Source organism: Ferroplasma sp. (genome assembly GCF_031200575.1).
GTDB lineage: Archaea > Thermoplasmatota > Thermoplasmata > Thermoplasmatales > Thermoplasmataceae > Ferroplasma.
In genome coordinates, this window is sequence record NZ_CP133597.1 from 81281 (window position 1) to 101461 (window position 20181).

Consider the following 20181-nt stretch of genomic DNA (forward strand, 5'->3'; position numbering starts at 1 on the left):
TTTTCACCTCATGCTATGAATGCAACAGTGGTAAACACTGTTGTAAGGAATACAAACGCTACAAACCACATTATAACGTCTGCACTTGTTGCAGTTCTGCCCCAAAGGAACTTTTTGGAATACTTGACCCTTATTGCATAGCCGATCATTACTGCTATCACACCTATTCCAAATAGCAGATCCATCAAAGATATAAGCCAGTACATAGAGGCTATAGGATTGTTCGCTGTTGCCCCTCCAAGGCTTAAAGCAGAGTAAGAGTTTATGTTAAGCAGTGAAAGCAGAGATGTTATTATGAATATTATTCCAAACACAGACCCTACAGCCATATAGGTTGCACTCTTTCCAGGTGATTTTTTTATAGCGCCTGATAGTGATCCCCATGCGAGCAGTGCAGCTATTCCTATGGCAGCTATTGAGATATATATGTAGACTGATGCAAGCGACGGGAAGAACCATGTGACTGGATCATTTCCTTCTACATACGGAGATACTGACTGAAGTTTTAACCACTCAACCATTCCATAGAATGTGGCCATCCAGATCATATCACCAGCCAAGAATATCAGCATACCGAGCCTTGTGTTATTGAATCCCTTTGTTACCGGGTCTTTCTTATATGTTGGAGGTACATTTGGCGATTTAAGTTTGTAATCATCATACATCCAACCAATGGTTCCAACCAGGAAGAGTGCAGCTGCAACTGCTACTATTGCATATCCCAGATAAGCATAGAATATGCCGAATGCATATGGTTTGTATCCCATCATTGCGACTACTGCACCTATAAATCCTATTACCACGCCAAGAGCAATATATAATGGTCTTGTAGATAATTCTACTTTGGGTGGTTTTATAGGTTTATTCTTATCCAGTAACAGGTCTCTGTTGTCCTCTCCGCCAACATATGGCTCATAGTCAAAATTGTAATACTTCGGTGGGTTTGTTGTGAACCAGACAAATCCTGCAGTGGCCTTATACGGATTCTGGTCTGTCAATGGCGCGTGTTTTTTCATCGAATATGCAAAGTTTGCGAACATTATCAGGAAGGATAAACCGAATATAAATGCCCCAACTGTTGATATTTCATTGAATATAGTATAACCGAATCCAGACTGGTATGTGTATACCCTCCTCGGTAAATCGTACAGGAAGAACATCGGGAAATACAGTGTGTTAACTCCTATGTACGCAATTGCCCAGTGTATTCTTCCAAGTGTTTCACTGTACATTTTGCCTGTGAACTTGGGGAAATAATAATACAGATTTCCCATAAGCCCCATTACGGCCACACCCACCATGAAATAATGGAAATGTGCAACGACATAATAGTCTCCGTGAACGATAGTGTCTATAGCAAGTGAAGATTGTGTAACGCCTGTTATACCACCGATCATGAAGGATGTTGATGCTGCCAGTGCAAATAATATGGGCGTCTGGAACTTATGCTTTGCCCCAAGCAGTGTTGCTATCAATCCAACGATCAACATTCCGGTAGGTATGGATATGGTTTCTGTGAATACACTGGTCGCCATTAACCATGCAAAGACTATACCGGTCATAAATGTGTGATGGAGGAAAACCATAACACTGTCAACTGATATTGCGCCCATTGCAGCTATCATCCACTTCTTCAGATAGGGAGCCCTGTGACCTAAATTCGATAGATAATCAAACATTGCCCCGGTACCCGGTAATAGAAGTAAATATACCTCTGGATGCCCAAAGTACCAGAACAGGTTTTCCCACATAAGGGCACCTCCATATGTTGAGATAAAGCCACTTAATCCCAGAAGGTTAGACACGACAAGAACGAAGAATAGTGCACTTATTTCTGGGAATACAAACCACGATATCATTGCAACCCAGAGTATGGCCCACACGAATAATGGTAAGTTCATTAACCTAAAACCACGCGCCCTGGCCTTGAAGACAGTAGCTATAACCTCAGTTGATGCAATGATTGTACCAAGACCCCTCACCACCACTGCAGCAGCAGCTGTATCAGCCCCTATATATGGTGTAAACTTAAATGATGATAATGGCTGATAAACTGTCCATCCCGTGTCCAGATTTCCACCAGGGAGGAAGAATCCCATCCAGAGAAGTATGCCACTAAATAAGTATAACCAGTAACCAAGGGCATTAATCCTCGGGTATATCATATCTCTAGAACCAATAGCAAGCGGTACCAAATAAATACCAAATCCAAAACCTAGTGGACCAAGGAACCATATTAGCATTGTAAGGCCATGTATGGTTACAAGCTGATTATACTGAAGTGCGTCCAGAAATCTTCCGGAGAATAGACCATAATGAACAAGGTCATATCTCGGTATTGCCAGCTGTACTCTCATCAAGAGGGCCAGAACACCGCCACCTATAAAGAAAACCAGAGATGTCAGTATATACAGCAGTCCTATTTGTTTGTGATTTGTAGAGAAAATCCAGCCTCTGACTGAATTGTATATCTTGTTATTCTTTTCATATAATTCATCGTTACTACCGACTTCCATGTTAAATAATTTCTATGTAAAATATAAGAGTAATTATAGAATATTTTCGTAACTTATCCCTATATAAATTTAAAAACTTATCATATAATGCTATTTTCATTCATAAATATGTTATATATCAACATATAATTAGATAAAACGCAATATATATGCATTTAACGTGGATGTAAGAAGTTCCCCCTCCATGACTGCAAGATAGGGTGTTAATGCCTGTAATCCATTTAGCTGTACTATATCGGTACGGTTCATCATGCTACAGTAAATATAGTCAAAAAAGAAGAGAGTAAAATCTTTACAGGACTTATAATTTGACTCAGAAAGCCGGATAATCTAATAGAACTGAATATTAGGCACAGGCTCTGCCAAATTGATGCCATTAAGGAATAAATAATACAAGGATTAGGTTTATACACAAAAGCCAGAGAACATCTGCATTTGTCAGATGGAGCCCACAATACAAATCTCTAAATAACATTTTTAACTTATTGCTACAAATGAGCCAAAAAGAGCATTATAATAAAAAGTTACTGGCATTCTTTATAGCTTTTTTTATAGTTATAACTTTTCTTGCAGTTTACGGTGCTGAACATTATAACGGACATGATGAAACAGTGGAGCTTGAACAATACTGCAAAATATCAGATAATGATCTGGTTAAAGGCAATACCAGTACATGTGTGTACTTCATAACATGGGATGGAAGCCCTACTGGTAATGCGGGATCCTGGGCATTATATGAATTTTTAAATGACCATGGATACAATATGGATAAAAACAATTATGTCAAAAACTCTCAATCCATGGAGAACTTTGAGTTTAACAATACCCCTGGAGTAATATTCAATAATTCTACATATACTTTAGATTATAGTGGGCACACAACTATAATTAAACCAGTATATATTTATGGTGAGAACTTAACTAATAGTACTACAATAGCCGCGGGTCTACAAGAATTAAAAGGAAAGGTGCCTAGTGTGGTATATAAGGAGATTAAAATATATACAACAGAGGCGATAGTTGATGGGCTTAGCATACCAAGCGACAATATCAGTACGTATCATCATATTAATTCTGTTACGTTGATAAATGGACCTGCAGGAGCATATATTTTTAATGGATACCTTATAAACCCAACCAATTTTGAGGATGAGACACCGAAGCAGGTAATAACAGATTTAAAGGACAACCCATCTTATAAGCCAGTAAGAAATGCGGTCAAAGGTCTAGAAACATATATTAAGGATTCTGATTAATTATTTATCAAAATTTTAACTATAAGATTGTTTATAAAGAAGAGATGCTAATAATTTATAAAGTATTGTAAAAAAAGTAAAAAAGGGGATCCCATATTATAATAACTAGCCTGCTAAACAGAAAAATGGATGAAGATAATCTATTGTACAAAATGCTGCATATTTATAAAAATTATTTAATTTGAATTGGCATTCTCGCTTAAATTATATATGCTGGGTTATGATTCCTTATTTTTGTCTCTGAACTTTAGGATTATCATTATAGCAATAAATGCCAGTGCTATAGCTAACATAAATAGGTCTACAGCATATCCGTCTTCGTAAAATCCCGAAACAATAGAGCTGGTAGAATATGGCTTAAATGCCAGCAAAAGTCCGAATATGCCCATCATAGGCACAGAAAAGAATCTATTTTTTATTTCTTTACCCTGAGTTTTCATAATTATGTATAATTTTGTATATTACTTAAAAGTTATTATAAAATATATTTATATTTTAAATATACAGGTTTAAATTTTATTTGAACCATTATTCTCTGGGCCATGCAGTGATATCTGGGTAGATGCTAATGCTGTAAGTCCGAGACCAATTATAAAGGCTGCTGCCCCAATCACGCCAGTGTATGATGCATAGGGCAATAATCCATAAATTGATAATATCGCTAGTCCGAATCCACCGATCAATAAAGAGAGCCCGGCCGTCAAAAGTTTCATTCCTTTAGGTAACATATTTATCACTTAGTGATTATAATTTAATTCTATTTAATATTTTTTATAGAAATCATTTGCCTGTATACGTTTATATTAAAGTTTGAATATATTCATTAATAAGTATTTTATACATACAGATAATATGTATATATGACGTTTGATATAACATCTGCATTAATAACACTGCATGCAGCCGCTTATAATCCTAATTCAGAAACACTGTTCCTGCTTGTTATAATGGGTATGTGTGCCGCAATAGCTATAGGAGCAACAATATTTGTAAAGGAATTTATACTTAGAAGATAAACTTAGATTAAAGACATTTTCTAAAAGTTATAAATTTTGTAGATAAACATTTTTTATAAAATCAAGTTTTAAATAATTATTTAGAGTCTTATTTTTCAGCTGGCATAGCTATCTTAGAATTGTGATTTTTCATAAGTATTGGTGTTTCTGGAATAGAATATCTATACATTGTATCTATTGTGCTAAGCCACATAAACGGAAGTGAGACCGCCCATAGAATTGCAGAGAAGTAAAGCTGCTGTTTAATTCCGAAGAATGGAAACATGTCTGTAAGTGATATAATTGATATGTAGAAAAATACTAGTGCAGTCATGCTGAACATCATGGAATTAAACTCTATATATGCAGCCTTTAGCTTTTCCAGGCTGAAATACACAAGATATGTCAGGATACCAGCGCCTATACCCATTATATTCATCATTATATAAATATTATAATTAGAGTATGCATAATAGGCTAGTGAAGGCACGAACCATATAAACATCATAACGGATGCTATGGTTATTATAGCTGCCTTTACTTTTACAGTTTTTATGAAGGGTTTCATTCCTAATTTTGTTATGGCATACATGAGGAAAATACCAGAAATAAACATAAGTATATTTACCCCATAAAAGAATAGCATAGAGGTTTTTTGCAAATGGAAAAATATGCCAATCACTTCCAGAACTGGGATCAGCATAACAAAGAATATAGCCAGCAACGGAAAATAGTTACTGTTTCTCAAATTTTTGATTGAGGATACAAATTTTATTTTTGCTCTGCGATTAATAAAAACACTGAGCATAAAATTACTCAGAAGCAGCAACAGAATACTTTCAGAGAGTAATGTAGTGCTAATGACAGTGGCCACCACTGCAGCTACAGTGGGCAGTATAGCTGTAAGACCCTCGCACTGGCAGCTTAAGGCTGAAACACCGCCGCTTATAGCTGGAGTAACAAGATTTGTTGCCTGCTTTCTTGCCCGTGATTTTTTCCCCAGAATCCCGGTGTTTAAGTTCACAATGCTAAAAATAAGGAAGTAATTCTCAGTTAAAAGTGCTGCAAGTATTATATAAAGTATGATGGACTGCACCCCCATTGTAAAATATATATAATTAACACGCATTATAATACCATAGTAAAACAGGTATGGAACCTTTGATGAAGAAAAATCTGCATATATGGAGTCAACAACTATTTTCGTAGGTTCCACCGGAACAGATATTACAAAAAATCTGGAAATAAGTAACATGATAAATAGAATTAATATGAATGCGGCCCCACGGTAAAACAATGGCTTGCTTTTTTTGAAATATAGGTTATCAATTATATCGGTGTAAAAAGCCAGCGTAAGCAGGATCATTATTTCCATTAGGGGATAGACTATGTAGGTAAAGAGTAGAACTATAAATGTAAATAACCCAATGAACATGAAATACAGATAAATTCTGTTTATTATTGAATTTCTCCTGAAAAAAACCAGAAGTGGCAATATTACATATGGTATTAACATGGCTATAAATTGGTATATAGAAGGATAGAGCCTGGATGAAAACACCACGAATATTCCTGATATGGCGGAATAGATGAACAGATATAAGGTAAATACTGAAATTATTATACTTTCTACTGCTTCTCGCTTCATTATAATTTGATTATTTCTAAGTAAGGATAAGTTTAATTATAGAACAATATCTACAATTAACTAATAATAAAATTGTTTAATCGAGAATCACATGCTTGATATTGTGTTTTTAATAGGTATCATAACAATTATAGTTATGGTAACGTATATCATTTTTGTATTTTCATACCTAATCAGGCATAAATATGACATATCATTTTTAAAGGTGGCCGCCATCGGAATATTTACTGCAATGATGGCCAGCATGCTTGATGCATTCCTGCTTTACATAACAACAGTACATGATTTCATTGATACAGCACTGGCATTTTCATTTGGTATGATTTTAATGTCACAGCCAATAGTGGCAACCTTCGTGGGAGTGATGCATGGTGGACTGGACAGGAAAGGTTTAACCAGGGCAAATGCCACAGCGTTCACGGGGCTAATTATATGGAACGAGGTGTCCATGGGACTATTTCTATTCTATTTATTTAACCCTACCATAATACATTTTGATTACTATCACGCTTTCTATTCCCTTGATTTTGTTTCAGATCTGAGTAATGGAATAAATACAATATATTTCCTTGTACCCATGAGTGTGGAAATGTTCTTCCTTTATCTGGTTTATAAACCGAAGGGGATGCATAAATACGCTTCAATTTCTATATTTACCATGGACCTATTTGCGCCTACCCTGCTTGGAAACAATACGTTCGTATTCATAGGTGGTGTTGGAGAAACTGCAGTAATGATAATATTTATGATTATATTCTTTGAATACATAGCAAAACACAGGTTAATGCTGCCGGAGGATGATGCTTACCATATAAAAATGATTTTTATCGATTACCTGTTAATGGGTGCCGGAACGTTTATCGGTACTTTACTTTTAGATCCATTTGGCCTTGCCTGGATATTTTTTGCAATGGCGATCATATTTGGGATGATATATTACTTCCAGAGTATGTTCTCAATAAAGAAACCAAAAGTTGAGGAAAAAACTAGTAATAATGTGGTAGTGAAACGGAAGAAAATAGTAAACAAACCTGCAAGACTAATATTCTTCGTTCTTGTTGCTTCCTTTGTTTCTGAGCTTTTTATGGCCGGTTCTATGGATTTTGCCACATATAATTATTTACCATTTTTCCGCGTGATTGATACCCTGCCAGTTTATCATGGAGCCAGTGTGGCAGGTTTCTACGCCCAAGATGTTTTAAAAGAGTTTGTATCGCCTTTTGTTCCAGCAAGCACCGGGCCGTATAATTTAATTATTTTTTACGGGATGGTTGGAGGCGTATACAAATTTACACCGGTTTCAACATTTATAGAAATTCTTTATATAATAGGGTACATAACAGATTCGCCAACATTTCTTTTGATAATGGGAATAGAGATGATAACTCTAGTTGTGGCACAGATACGTATATTGAAGGACAGGGGAAAAAAGATCAATTTGATGTTCGCGATTGCGGCCTATCTCCTTTATACAACTATAGGCCCTAATTTTCTGAATCCCTTATATTATAACCGGCTTCCTTTCTGGGCAAATACTGGTGCACAGGCAGCACTTTATCCATATCTCGTTCTCCCGCTCCTTGGGTCTTATGCATTATATGCACTTCTTGCCCTGCTTTTTGGCAGGAGGTCTTATTGCTCAACACTGTGCCCATCGGCAGTGATGTACGGCGGAACTCTTGGTCAGTCCATGATAAAATATAATTACGAGTCCAAAGTAAGCAGGAAACAGAGAACAAGTTATTTCACGGATTCTGTCCTGTTTATAGCTACGGGTTCATGGATTTGGGCAATACTTGCCTCTTTATTTTCATATATGTATACAACTACAGGAAGCTTGAGGTTTAGCATTTATGGAATTGACCCCTCAGTTTTCTATTCATATTTCATATGGAATCTTTTATGGTACGTTTTCTTTTTCTCCATACCGTTTGTAGGCATGAGCCCGTGCAGAAAATATGGATGGTGCTCAACCGGAACTCTTGTAGGATTTTTCAGTGTTCTGGGATTTTTCAAGCTCAAGGTAAAGGACAAAAATGTGTGCAGAACATGTGAGACAAAGGAGTGTGCAACATCATGTGAGGTTGGTTTATCCACAATGCCTGGCTCTTTTATCAAAAGTGGCCAGTTCAAAAGCGTAAAATGTGTGGGTTCTGGAGATTGCATAAGGGCATGCCCCTATGGGAATATTTATTTTTATGATGTGAGGAATTATCTACGCGAAAAATTGGGACATAAGAATAAAGAATTAAATAATGATGGAGAATTCGTAATGGTGAAAAAAAACACAGAACTTAAAAAGTAAACGGTGAAATGAATGAATGTTATTTTGTATTATTATTTTGTATTCCAGGTGATTCTTGCTTTTGGAATAGTAGTAGTTGGCGGGACTGTTGAAGGATATGGGTATGGACTATCCCTGGGAACAAAATGGCCATATACCAAGGATATGCCATTGAAGGCAAAAGCGGGTGACCCGGAGGTCTGGCATAGAATACTGGCTACATTACTTGGCATAAATGCGGTAATAATGGTAGTTTTAATACACGGTTCCCTGGAAATAACAGGTTTAATTCTTGTAGTTATAACCGCACTTCTTGGCATGGCCACATTATACACCCTGGCCGGAAAAGCACCATCAGTAGTCCAGGGTTTACATGATATTCTGGCCTATTCGACTGCCCTTACCTATCTTTTAATTGTTTACCCTGTGGCTGGAAATGTTCTCGCTTTGATATATCATAATATACCACTATACTTTTTCTTTGCAGTCATATATATGGGTGGTATGACAACAGGGGAAAGGGGGTACCAGAAGGCTATTGGATACTTCAAAATACCAAAAACAAAGGCACAGTGGATATGGACAATACATGGACTGGCAGTACTGCTATTTCTATTCTCACTTATATTATTCTTCTTCGATTACAATGTAGCCCTCATAATAATCGGTTTCCAGATCATTGTGGGAATAATAGTATTCATTTCTGTCAACAAATCAGCATCAAGACCGGGATTCATAGTGCCAATGCATCAGTTTTTCACCATACTCATTGTACTCTCCATAGTATTCCAGTTAAGTGTTTTCAGATAAATTAAATAGATTTATTATTTTTGCAAATGGGTTTTATATAATGTTGATTGGTTAAAAATTATTTATAAAAACAGCTTATTTTATTGTTTTTTGTATAACCTGCCTCAACTGGCGCCTCAAAAGAAGGTCAAGAGTTGTTGGGGGTATATCCAGTGTTGAAGAAAGTTCCTTAAGCCCGATTTTTTTGGGTACATCGAAATATCCCCGCTCAAATGCCTCTTTCAGTATATATTCAGATTTAACATTGATGTGCCTTCCATTATATATTCTTATATTGCTGTCCTTGATATCATACACCTCTTTCAATGATTCATCTATGTGCCTTATTTTATTATAGTTATTGACATTCATCTCCCAGAATATATTTCCAGAGTAGTCTATCCTTTCTAATTTTATTTTATTTGAAGGGCTCATAAGTTTGCGCCTCATGAGTTCAACCAGGGGGCAGCTCTTTGTTAAAACGCTAACTGTTACACAGTTGTTCTCCCTTCCAATTATCTCAATTTCATAAGAGTGTGGGTAATTTTCCAGGTATTCAATAGATTTATCCAGAAGGTCTTCTGACTCCGCATATATAGCCAGTGTTTCGTAAACGTAATTATCACGCAGTTCCTGATTTACAATCTTAATTCGCACATTATAATCGCTTATCAGCTGTGATGCGAAACATTTTTCATATTTAAATGAGTACAGTATCTGCATGCAATATCAAACATTTATAAGGTTTTAATTATTAAATGTTGTTATCTATAAGAGCAATTATGAAATCTATAACTCGATTCTATTCATAGAATGACATAATATGATATTTAATTATACTTAATCTGACAATTTTAAATGATTTTTTAAAATAGCATACAAAATGATTTAATAAATAACGGTATGCAGGTATATATGATGCGGGTATTTGATAGAAGCCAGTTCAGAATACTTTCCCTGGTTTCAATGACTATAGGGCTAAGAACCCTGGGCCTTTTCATGGTTTTACCTATATTTACGCTTTATGGAGAAAAATTTACAGCTTCATATTTGCTCATTGGGATCGCACTGGGGGCTTATGGAATAACAATGGCTATTTTTCAGACACCGTTGGGAAGGCTATCAGATCGTTATGGGAGAAAGTTGATTATATCCATAGGCATTTTAACATTTGTTATAGGAAATTTGATATGTGCAGATCCGATTAATATTTATGGACTTGTACTAGGTAGGCTAGTTGAGGGTGCGGGTGCAGTAAGTTCTGCTGGAATAGCACTGGTACACGAAAGTGTTCCTGTAGAAAGAAGGAATATTTCTGATGCTATTATAGGTGTAGCCATAGGTTTTTCATTTATGGTTGGTGTTATCGTAGGGCCTTTACTGACAACAATTGTTAATTATTCATTTATATTCATTATAGCTGCAATTATAGGAATAGTGTCATTTATTCCGCTGTTGATGGTAATGGAGGCAAAGAAAGAAAGGATATTCAAGATAAAAAGCAAGATTGATTCTAAACTTGCGGTAATATCTATCATAAGCTTTTTTATCTATTTTTATATGATTGTCTTCTACTTTTATCTTCCTTTATACTCACTTAGATATTTTCCAGTTAACAGGTTTTATGAATTCCTAATACCTGTGGTTATTATAGCCGGCATTATAGGACTCGCCATCGCGAGACCGGCGGATAAAAATAAAACGGTATTATTTTCACTTGTATCATTAATAGTTTTATTGATAAGCATTCCTTTATTCTTTCTGAATAATAGAGTTAACGATGTCACATACTTTGGTTTGAGTGTTGCGGCATTCTATTCCGGATATATAATAAGTGAAACGGTGTTCCCTACCCTTATAACAAGACTGGCACCCAGGAACAGCTATGGGGGAAATCTTGGATTTTACACATCCATGCAACATGCAGGTGTGTTTTTTGGGGCCCTGTTTACAGGACTATTGATAGTTAAGATAAACCATGATACATCCATTATGATTCTCCTAATTGTGTCGTTTATATTTAGTATAGTCTTACTGTATTTTATTACTCACTTCAGGGAAATTTATCTCAACAGGAAAAATGATTAAATTCTATATATAACAGTATTTATAGAATATATTAAACAATTTATAATTTAAAACATTATAGGATATTAGCGAGCCTATGAAAAAATGGATTCTTATACTTGGCATAATTATGGTACTTATCGGTGCATCATTATATGCTTACAGCAGTTTTGAAAAACCGAAAATAAGCGAAAGTAGTTTTACTGTAAAGGGCAGTGAATATATATCAAAGAATATAACAGTCACTTCTAGCAATTTTATAATATCCATAACAAATCCTACGAGTCATTCAGGACTTGTAATGTCTAAAAATGCAAGTGAGATAACAAATATTTCTATGCTTTCCAGCATGGCAATGCCAACATATACCAGCTTCGGGAATATAAAGGAATATAGAAACATGGCTAAGGGAAATTATTCATTTATAGAATTTTCCACATCAAAACCAGCAACATCAATAACATATGGACCAACGGGTTATCTTGTTTACATAGGATATGTTGGGGATTTTGCAACGACACTTCTGGTTATAGGTGGGATAGTTCTTATTGCCGGTGCAGTGCTTAATAAAAACTTTAAGCTCAGTAAGTTTTGATCTGGTATTTTAACTATAAAAAGTTAAAATAGTATTTTAGCATAACCTATTTAACTAACTGGGTCCGTAGCTCAGCTAGGTAGAGCGATGGACTCTTAATCCATCGGTCAAGGGTTCAAATCCCTTCGGACCCGTTTTTATTTTTGTCAATCTGTGGATTATTATATCTTTTTCGACAAAAGATTATATATGGATATTTATATAAGGAACCATGAAGACCAAAGTAAAGGAATTCAGTGGAAAAAATATAGACCTGGATAAATTATCCGAAGTTATCGAGAAGTATTTTGCAGACGAAAAGTTCAAAACACAGTTGGGAAAACATCCTAATGGAACCCTAATACAGGCAACAAAAGAGGGCTTATTGAGAAGCATAGCGGGAATGGATAGAGCGTATTCTATTACAGTCTCAGGCACTCCAGACAATGTCAAGATTAGCATCGGAATGGGAAAATGGCTTCAGGATCTCGGGGTCGCGGCTATAGAAAGTTTTCTTCTCACACCTGAACTGGCATTTTTTGAGGTGCCTGAATCTCTATGGAGTTTTGAGATAGAAGATAAATTCTGGAAATACATTGAAAATCAGATTGATCTTGGCATACAATAATCTCAATTTGTATGACAAATTTATTTTATAAGTTTAATATATACTTTTAATGTACTTTTCTGGAGCCGTGGATGCAATAATAGGTTTTATTGCGGGAATCGCTGTTGGCATGTTTTTATACTTTATAGTTTCAAGAAAGTTATATACAAATATGGAGGGGAAGTTAAAATCAAGCATGCATGAGTTTTTGGAAGCAGAGAATAGAAATCTTCTGAACACAAGCACCATTGCCTTCAGGAACGCGCTGGAAACTGAAAGGTCAGATAGAGAAAACACAGGACTCAGATTGAATAGCCTCATAGACCCGCTACGGGATTCATTACAAAAATACCAGACTTATATAGAAGGCGTTGAAAATGAAAGAAAATCTGAAACCGGTGCTTTGAAGGATAATCTGGATACCCTTTCAAAGAAAATTACAGATCTTGAACATGACACAATAAAACTTTCCAGCGCACTGAAAAATCCATCTATAAGAGGCAAGTGGGGTGAAATAACTCTAAGAAGAACTGTGGAGATAGCCGGTATGATTCCTTACTGTGATTTTATAGAGCAGGCAGTGTTAGAAGATAAATCCAAGCCGGATATGATAATAAGATTGCCCAACAGGAGGAATATAGTGGTAGATTCAAAAGTTCCCCTAAGCGGGTTCTTTGAAAGCCAGGACGATGCCAATAACTCGGGTGAGATAGATCGGTATTTAGCTGCATTTAATAACCACATAAGGGAACTTGCCTCAAAGAAGTACTGGGAAAAATTTGACGGTTCAGTAGATTTTGTGGTGATGTTTCTCCCTATGGAATCTCTTTTAAGTACTGTAATGTCCAGCAGGCCAGATATGATAGAGGATGCGATTTCAAAAAGGGTCATTGTGGCCACACCTGTAACTCTAATATCTTTATTATTAACGGTCCATATGGGATGGAAGGACGTTAACACCATAGAAAATTTTAATGAACTTACTGTAAAAATAAAGGACTTTTATAACAATATGGAAACATTTGTCAATGATTTCAATGATACGTCGAAGAATCTTTCAAGGTCCATAGATTCATTCAACCGTATGACAGCAGATATACAGAAGAAACTGGACCCAATTATAGAAAATATCATAAAAACAGATATGGTGACAAATAAAAGTAATATTGGCCTTAATACTGTGGACCGGAAACCGTCGGAAATTGATGATCACCTGAAATGAGTGAATAACCTGTGATCAGAATCCCCATCAAATAAACCTATCCTTATAGCCGAATCTATCCAGCCATATGAGTAATTTAATGATGCAAATGCATTTATAAGATCATTTTTATTATAGAAATACCTGGCGTCGTTGTAGTAATTCATCACCATGTCCAGATGATCTTTTGCTATGCCATATAGGTATGAATCTTCAGGGACACTGATGTGTATTTTTTCCAGTGCCGATTTCTCAATTTCAAAATATCTCTCAACTTTTTCCTTTAATTCCATAATAACCAGTATTATAATTAATTATATTAATGGTAGAACCTATCCATCTATTACTTTTAGCAAAGGGATGAATTTATGATTGATTTTTATATGCTCAGTATTGAACCGTAACCTATCAGACGCCACCTGTTAGATATGCGCCTGCCGATTGCCATACGATCGTTTATGTTTGCCGCCACTGGATATTTTAATGCAACACTGACCCTGTTGTCTTTTATGGATGTTACCGATCCTATTGTATTGGCGGTTCCAATAGTGAGCATTATAATTTCATTTGGCTTTAGTGGCTCAACTGTCACCTCTTCATCAAAACCAACGACCCTGTTCAGTAGATGTATATCCATTTCAAGATTAAATATAGTTTTTGGTACATGTCCTTTCAATCCAACTATCCGGCCTGTGAAGGAATCACCCTTGGTCAGAAATGGATCAAGTTCAGTACCAACAGCTGCCAGGCCTCCTGGAACTATTGATTTATATGAAGATGAACCGGCCATAAGAGAGGTTATCCTGGTGGTTACATTTTCCCAGACCGTTTTATTGCCTTTTGTGGATTGAACCCCAGGTGAAATTTCTATCTCGTCGCCAACCGTTAATTTCCCCCTTATAAGTGCCCCACCAAGTACGCCGCCTTTTAAGTCCGCAGGTTTTGTACCAGGCTTGTTTATATCAAAAGATCGGGCAATATACATCATAGGTGTGTCATCCTCCCTAAATTCAGGGGTTTTTATAATTTTCTCTATGGCTTCCAAAACTATATCAATATTTGTATTATGATATGCGCTTACCGGTATTACCGGTGCATTCTCGGCTATGCTACCCTTTAAAAAACTCTTAATTTCCTTATAGCTTTCAAGTGCCCTTTCACGGGTAACCAGATCTATCTTATTCTGCACCACTATTATTTCCTTGATGCCCATTATTTCCAGGGCTGTTAAATGCTCCCTCGTCTGTGGTTGGGGACAGGTTTCATTTGCTGCTATAACAAGAATCGCCCCATTCATAATGGCAGATCCTGCAAGCATTGTGGCCATAAGAGTTTCATGGCCAGGTGCATCTACAATTGAAATTACACGGGAAAGTTTGCAATTTTCAGATTCTTTTTTATTTGAGTAAAATTCCTTGCCGTCGTCGCCTGTGCAACGGTATATAGGCGTATCTGCATACCCTAGCTTGATAGAAATGCCACGCTTAACTTCCTCCGAGTGAACATCTGTTTTTTTTCCGGTAAGGGCAAAAGTCAGTGTGCTCTTCCCATGGTCCACGTGGCCGACCATACCTATATTTACAGAAGGCTGCTCCATTACTGTTCTCCTTTCTGTTCCTCTTCTTCGCCAGCATCAAGAGGTTTTGTTCCATACTGTGTAACCACCAGATTCAGCTGAGATATATCTGAGCCTATAATATTTCCCCTGAAAGTCACTCTTTTTCTAATGCCATTTTTCCCTTTTCTGCCTGAATTATAAGATACCAGTATTCTTTTCTTTCCGGCTATGGATAGATCTCTTTTCATTGGAAATCCATCATTAGCACTTCCGCCTGTAACCTTCAATTTATATCCAGGCATTTCGAAAAATATGCCATCTATTTCTTCACCAATTTTTCTACCGGCAAGGGAGCCCAGAACATCCTCTGATATTTCCTTTTTGTATGTTTTACCGGTTTTCCTGTCTGCAATTACTGCTACAACCATAATATACACCTTAAGTTTTATTTATTCCACTTTTGAAGCTTTTGCTGAAACTTATTATTTCCCAACTTATAACCGTTTGCTCTTCCATAGAGTGCCTTACCATTTCAGGTGTGGGCGATACTGGATTATATATTGATATATAAGTTTATTTTTATTAATAAATATTTCAGCACGTGTTTTTGCTACAGTAATATGGCCATGTTTTTATCATTTAAGCTGGGTTAAAGTTCCCATGCCGTATATCGACTCGATCTTTACATTATATGATTCAGTATCAGGAAATTTATTAAATTGCCCAGGGCCTTCCCCCTATGCGATATGCCATTTTTCTCATAAGGGGATAGATCCGCAAGTGATATGCTGTACCCATCAGGAATAAATATGGGATCATATCCAAATTTGTTTCCCATGCTTTCCTTATCCGATATTTTCCCATTTAATGTTCCGGTAAACTGGTATACCTTATTTTCTATGATTAAGGAAATTACAGTTTTAAAATATGCACTGGACCCGGAAGCCAGTTTAATTATGCCAGAATTGCCAATTGTATCCTGTACATATGATGCATATGGGCCCGGGAATCCGTTCAGCTTTTCTATGTATAGTCCAGTATCGTCAATGAAAAAGGGTTGCTCTGTATCCTTTGCAAGTTTTATACAGCTATCCCTGCTGATAGTCTCAGTATCTCCTGCCTGGATTTCTTCATATTTTTTCTTTTGCCAGGAAAGTGAGATCCCATTTTTCTGGAAGGCCGCAGAAACTTCAATATATTTATGTTCATTGCTTGTTACGAATTTTAATACCATTATATATCACATCTATATTAGAATTAATTCATGTTATCTATACGTATCTCCTTCTCTGTCTTATTTCATCCAGTACACCGGCTATTTCTATGTAATTATTTGATACTTCGCTGTAGGATTCATTGAGTGTTTCTTCCAGTGATTGGCTGAATTGAGAAAACAGGCTTTTAAAAGATTCTGTTAAAAGAAAGATATCATCGGCAATATCCTCGACACTGCAGTTGACTGTCCCCATACTGGGATCAATGAGATAAATCTGATTTTTCCACACCATAATATTATTTGGATTGAGATCCCCGTGTGAAAGGGATTTGTTGTGCATATGTGCCAGCAGGGCACCAAGGCTCCTTATTTTATCCAGCTGTAAATTATTTTCACTTATTAATTTATTAAGTGTTATCCCACCAATTTTTTCCATTGTTATGGAATAATCATATTTATCAAAATCATAGATTACAGGTACGTTTATCCCGTTCTCCTTCAATTTGAAGAGGAGATTGAATTCGTTCCTGATTCTTTCGTTTCTTATTCTTCTGTCCAGTTCTGCATTCCTGTAAATTTTCTCCATGCGCGTTTTTTTGATGGCTTTTCTGCCATAAAATTCTGCATCAGTGATGGAAGCCTCTGCCCCTCTCCCAGTATTTATTTGTGTTCCCTCTGATTTAATCCAGGGAACTGAAACCTCATCTATCCTGAATCTCTGATTAACCCGGGTATCCATTATATCCTGCCTCTGACCTGAGAGATACATAAGCATGCCAGCCTGGGCAATCATGGCACCATTATCCATGCAGTATTTTTTATCGGTCAAATATGCCCTGTAACCGGAAGATAACGCCATTTGATAGACCATATCCCTAAGCCTGTCATTCCGTGCAACTCCGCCGGCCAGGAGTATTTCTTCTTTATTTGTGTAGTAAAGTGCCCTTTCCAGCACCTCCACTAGCATTGCGAATGTGGTTTCCTGGACACTGTAACATATATTTTCGGATGACTCCTTTCCAATGAGGTTCCGGGCAGCCGTGTATATCCCTGAAAATGATGTATCCATACCCTTAACTGAATATGGAAGTTCAAGAAGTTTGTCTCCCCTGGATGCAAGTTTCTCTATAACCGGCCCTCCGGGGAATGGTATGCCCAGATCCCTGGCAAACTTATCAAGCATGTTTCCTAAACCTATATCCATGGTTTCTCCCAGTACCCTGTATGACCCATTTTTATGTGCTATAACCTGGGTATTTCCCCCTGAGATGTACAGCATAACAGGGTCCCTGGCACCTGAAAGTTTTCTTCCTATCTCCACATGGCCAAGTGGGTGGTTTACGCCTATTACCGGAATGCTGTATTTTATTGAAAATGCCCGTGCTGCAGTGGCAACCACACGGAGGCAGGGACCTAATCCTGGACCCATGGAAAAGGCTACCAGGCTTATCTCATCAGGTGTTGCATTGCACTGCTCGAATGCTTCCTTGATTACAGGTATAATTTTATCGGCATGATGAACAGCTGCTTCTCTAGGATGTATGCCTCCAGAGGCAGGTATGTAAGTGGAAGAAACATTAGAAAGTATGGAGTTTTCATCTACAATTCCTGCGCTCACAGTGTGGGCAGTGCCTTCCAGTCCAAGAACCTTCATAAAACTTCATTGCAGTATATTATTTTATAGTTGAGTTTGCCAAAAATTATAAGTTATCGGTAATATAAAATTGCCGATATAAATATATAAATAATTTTAATTTTAATCCTTATATTTAATTGCTGATGATGCTCTGAACACAAATTTGTCCTTGGCAGGAACCTTTATTTCTTCTCTGGTCTTTGGGTTTCTTGCAACTCTTTCTTTCTGTTCCTTTCTTTCAAAGATACCGAAATCAGCAAGGTTTACTTTCTTACCCGCATTTACCGAGTCAACGGTCTCCTTCAGAAATGCTGTTATTATTTCAGCTGTCTTCTTCTGGGTTGTGTTAGTCGTGCTGGCAACTTTCTTTGATAATTCACTTATACCTACCATTATTTCACCAATAGTTAATGTAATTCGTTATATAAAAACTTTTCTATTAAAAATCTGGCAGAGCCCTATTTTTACAGGTTGCTGCCAATTTTTATGAATAGATATCTTAATTTTAATATATATCATAGTTTATATATCCGGATAATGGTATGTATAATATAAAATATAAATAATTAATTCATTAATTCAGAAATGCCTGGTGCATCTCCCTAAAAATTATATATGGAATAAATATAAACTCACATGAGACTAATAGAAAACTGGTTTTCAGAGAGATATTCAGACAACTTGCAGCTTTCCTTCAGAATTAAGGATCAGCTCCTTTCAATAAAAACCGATTATCAGAGGATAGACCTATTTGACACCTATGATTTCGGTAAATTACTATCCATAGATGGCACTGTTCAGCTAACTGAAAAGGATGAATATATTTATCACGAAATGATAACAATGGTTCCATATTACTTTAATTCAAAGCCTTCCAGGGTTCTAATTATAGGGGGAGGAGATGGTGGTGCTGCAAGGCGCCTTCTAGACCTTGGAATTAAAAATATAATTAACGTAGAAATAGATGGGAATGTTGTTGAAGTCGCCAAGAAATATTTTCCGGCAATATCATCCTCATTCAAGGAAAGTGCAGTGAAATTGATTATCGGTGATGGGATAAAATACATAAAAGAAAGCAGTGATAAGTTTGACAGGATTATAATTGATTCCACAGATCCTGTAGGGCCTGCTGAGGGATTATTTTCCCGGGAGTTTTATAATGACATAAAAGCACATTTAGCCCCTGATGGAATAGTGGTGACACAGTCAGGGTCTCCATATTACCAGCCCACTGCACTGGCCATGGCACATAAAGGAATGACAGAAGTTTTCAGGGATGTTAGAACATACTGTGCGTTTATACCCACGTACCCTAGTGGCCTCTGGTCTTTTACCATGGCGTCCCCAGATCAGATCATAGGAAGAGATGAATCTAAAATAACAGGAAAATACTTCAACGGAGATGTTTTGACCGGTTCATTTTATTTACCGGAATTTGTAAAAAACATCTTAAAATAATTATTTTTTAATGCCCCACTTATGCTTGGCCTCAGTAAGCAGGTCGTCATAGTGTTCCCCGAATCTTTTAGATATCCGTTCAAGATCAGGCATATTCGAAATAAAGGTTTTTTTACTTGAACTTTGCAGGAGTTTTTTAAATTTTGACATATCGCTTATCAGGGAATATGACATATATGCGAAATAAGAAAATAAAATCACAGACACAATCAAAACCCAGTACTGCCATGCACCTATAAATTTAATGGAAAATAAATGAATCAGAGCTACATTGCCAAATAAAAGATCGTTTATTGATATAATAAAGAAGAATAGTGAAATAAGGGTTATGACAATGCTGATTATATAAATTTTATCTTTATACATTTATATCTTA

General features: G+C 36.5%; 21 protein-coding genes and 1 tRNA gene. 10 read left to right on the plus strand and 12 right to left on the minus strand.

Annotated elements, in window-relative coordinates; all coding sequences use genetic code 11:
* Window positions 1–8 precede the first annotated feature (8 nt).
* Window positions 9–2516: a cbb3-type cytochrome c oxidase subunit I gene (locus tag RE471_RS00510; protein WP_309214791.1), complete on the minus strand. Its 2508-nt coding sequence runs from the start codon at window positions 2514–2516 to the stop codon at window positions 9–11.
* Between the two features lie 494 nt (window positions 2517–3010).
* On the opposite strand from RE471_RS00510, the gene RE471_RS00515 reads away from it, so the two are divergent.
* Window positions 3011–3772, plus strand: a complete 762-nt coding sequence (locus tag RE471_RS00515; RefSeq protein ID WP_309214792.1) for a DUF929 family protein — start codon at window positions 3011–3013, stop codon at window positions 3770–3772.
* A 218-nt stretch (window positions 3773–3990) separates the two neighbouring features.
* Here RE471_RS00515 and RE471_RS00520 read toward each other — a convergent pair whose 3' ends face one another.
* Both RE471_RS00520 and RE471_RS00525 read right to left on the minus strand, forming a co-directional pair.
* Window positions 3991–4212: a hypothetical protein gene (locus tag RE471_RS00520; protein ID WP_309214793.1), complete on the minus strand. Its 222-nt coding sequence runs from the start codon at window positions 4210–4212 to the stop codon at window positions 3991–3993.
* Window positions 4213–4281: 69 nt separating this feature from the next.
* Window positions 4282–4500 carry a hypothetical protein gene (locus RE471_RS00525; protein ID WP_309214794.1) on the minus strand — a complete coding sequence of 73 codons (219 nt, stop codon included), beginning with the start codon at window positions 4498–4500 and terminating at the stop codon, window positions 4282–4284.
* 132 nt (window positions 4501–4632) lie between these two features.
* On the opposite strand from RE471_RS00525, the gene RE471_RS00530 reads away from it, so the two are divergent.
* The gene (locus tag RE471_RS00530) at window positions 4633–4788 is read left to right on the plus strand and encodes a hypothetical protein (protein WP_298278158.1); all 156 of its coding nucleotides are present in this window, start codon (window positions 4633–4635) and stop codon (window positions 4786–4788) included.
* Between the two features lie 88 nt (window positions 4789–4876).
* On the opposite strand, the gene RE471_RS00535 is transcribed toward RE471_RS00530, so the two are convergent.
* The gene (locus RE471_RS00535; RefSeq protein ID WP_309214795.1) at window positions 4877–6415 is read right to left on the minus strand and encodes a hypothetical protein; all 1539 of its coding nucleotides are present in this window, start codon (window positions 6413–6415) and stop codon (window positions 4877–4879) included.
* A 136-nt stretch (window positions 6416–6551) separates the two neighbouring features.
* On the opposite strand from RE471_RS00535, the gene RE471_RS00540 reads away from it, so the two are divergent.
* Together RE471_RS00540 and RE471_RS00545 are read left to right on the plus strand one after the other, a co-directional pair.
* Entirely contained in the window at window positions 6552–8720 is a 2169-nt protein-coding gene (locus tag RE471_RS00540) for a 4Fe-4S binding protein (protein WP_309214796.1), read from the plus strand.
* A 12-nt stretch (window positions 8721–8732) separates the two neighbouring features.
* Window positions 8733–9509, plus strand: a complete 777-nt coding sequence (locus RE471_RS00545) for a cytochrome C oxidase assembly protein (protein WP_309214798.1) — start codon at window positions 8733–8735, stop codon at window positions 9507–9509.
* Window positions 9510–9584: 75 nt separating this feature from the next.
* On the opposite strand, the gene RE471_RS00550 is transcribed toward RE471_RS00545, so the two are convergent.
* On the minus strand, window positions 9585–10211 hold the full coding sequence (locus tag RE471_RS00550) for a helix-turn-helix domain-containing protein (protein WP_309214799.1): 627 nt from the start codon (window positions 10209–10211) through the stop codon (window positions 9585–9587).
* Between the two features lie 192 nt (window positions 10212–10403).
* Between RE471_RS00550 and RE471_RS00555 the strand changes: the two genes are divergently transcribed.
* The 5 genes from RE471_RS00555 (at window position 10404) to RE471_RS00575 (ending at window position 13958) form a co-directional block, all read left to right on the plus strand.
* Complete coding sequence (locus RE471_RS00555; RefSeq protein ID WP_309214800.1) at window positions 10404–11576, plus strand: MFS transporter; 1173 nt, start codon at window positions 10404–10406, stop codon at window positions 11574–11576.
* Between the two features lie 76 nt (window positions 11577–11652).
* Window positions 11653–12150 carry a hypothetical protein gene (locus RE471_RS00560; RefSeq protein WP_309214801.1) on the plus strand — a complete coding sequence of 166 codons (498 nt, stop codon included), beginning with the start codon at window positions 11653–11655 and terminating at the stop codon, window positions 12148–12150.
* A gap of 60 nt (window positions 12151–12210) precedes the next feature.
* Window positions 12211–12284: transfer RNA gene (locus RE471_RS00565), tRNA-Lys, on the plus strand.
* 77 nt (window positions 12285–12361) lie between these two features.
* Window positions 12362–12757 (plus strand): hypothetical protein, encoded by a 396-nt coding sequence (locus tag RE471_RS00570; protein ID WP_309214802.1) that lies wholly within the window; start codon window positions 12362–12364, stop codon window positions 12755–12757.
* A 49-nt stretch (window positions 12758–12806) separates the two neighbouring features.
* Window positions 12807–13958: a DNA recombination protein RmuC gene (locus RE471_RS00575; protein WP_309214803.1), complete on the plus strand. Its 1152-nt coding sequence runs from the start codon at window positions 12807–12809 to the stop codon at window positions 13956–13958.
* On the opposite strand, the gene RE471_RS00580 is transcribed toward RE471_RS00575, so the two are convergent.
* From RE471_RS00580 to RE471_RS00605, 6 genes are all read right to left on the minus strand, one after another.
* Window positions 13946–14230, minus strand: coding sequence for a DUF357 domain-containing protein (locus RE471_RS00580; protein ID WP_309214804.1), 285 nt, complete (start codon window positions 14228–14230; stop codon window positions 13946–13948). The two genes, RE471_RS00575 and RE471_RS00580, sit on opposite strands and share 13 nt — an antisense overlap.
* Before the next feature lie 86 nt (window positions 14231–14316).
* A complete protein-coding gene (eif2g, locus tag RE471_RS00585) occupies window positions 14317–15534 on the minus strand; it encodes a translation initiation factor IF-2 subunit gamma (protein WP_309214805.1) in 1218 nt (405 codons plus the stop codon).
* The gene (locus RE471_RS00590) at window positions 15534–15923 is read right to left on the minus strand and encodes a 30S ribosomal protein S6e (RefSeq protein WP_309214806.1); all 390 of its coding nucleotides are present in this window, start codon (window positions 15921–15923) and stop codon (window positions 15534–15536) included. Before RE471_RS00590 ends, eif2g begins: the two co-directional genes overlap by 1 nt.
* 254 nt (window positions 15924–16177) lie before the next feature.
* Window positions 16178–16729 carry a non-canonical purine NTP pyrophosphatase gene (locus RE471_RS00595; protein WP_309214807.1) on the minus strand — a complete coding sequence of 184 codons (552 nt, stop codon included), beginning with the start codon at window positions 16727–16729 and terminating at the stop codon, window positions 16178–16180.
* 37 nt (window positions 16730–16766) lie between these two features.
* Window positions 16767–18365, minus strand: a complete 1599-nt coding sequence (locus RE471_RS00600; RefSeq protein ID WP_309214808.1) for a bifunctional N(6)-L-threonylcarbamoyladenine synthase/serine/threonine protein kinase — start codon at window positions 18363–18365, stop codon at window positions 16767–16769.
* Window positions 18366–18467: 102 nt separating this feature from the next.
* Window positions 18468–18740: an HU family DNA-binding protein gene (locus tag RE471_RS00605; RefSeq protein ID WP_309214809.1), complete on the minus strand. Its 273-nt coding sequence runs from the start codon at window positions 18738–18740 to the stop codon at window positions 18468–18470.
* A gap of 243 nt (window positions 18741–18983) precedes the next feature.
* Between RE471_RS00605 and speE the strand changes: the two genes are divergently transcribed.
* A complete protein-coding gene (gene speE / locus RE471_RS00610) occupies window positions 18984–19805 on the plus strand; it encodes a polyamine aminopropyltransferase (protein ID WP_309214810.1) in 822 nt (273 codons plus the stop codon).
* On the opposite strand, the gene RE471_RS00615 is transcribed toward speE, so the two are convergent.
* A complete protein-coding gene (locus RE471_RS00615) occupies window positions 19806–20171 on the minus strand; it encodes a DUF3198 domain-containing protein (protein ID WP_309214811.1) in 366 nt (121 codons plus the stop codon). It abuts the gene before it with no gap.
* Window positions 20172–20181: the final 10 nt, after the last annotated feature.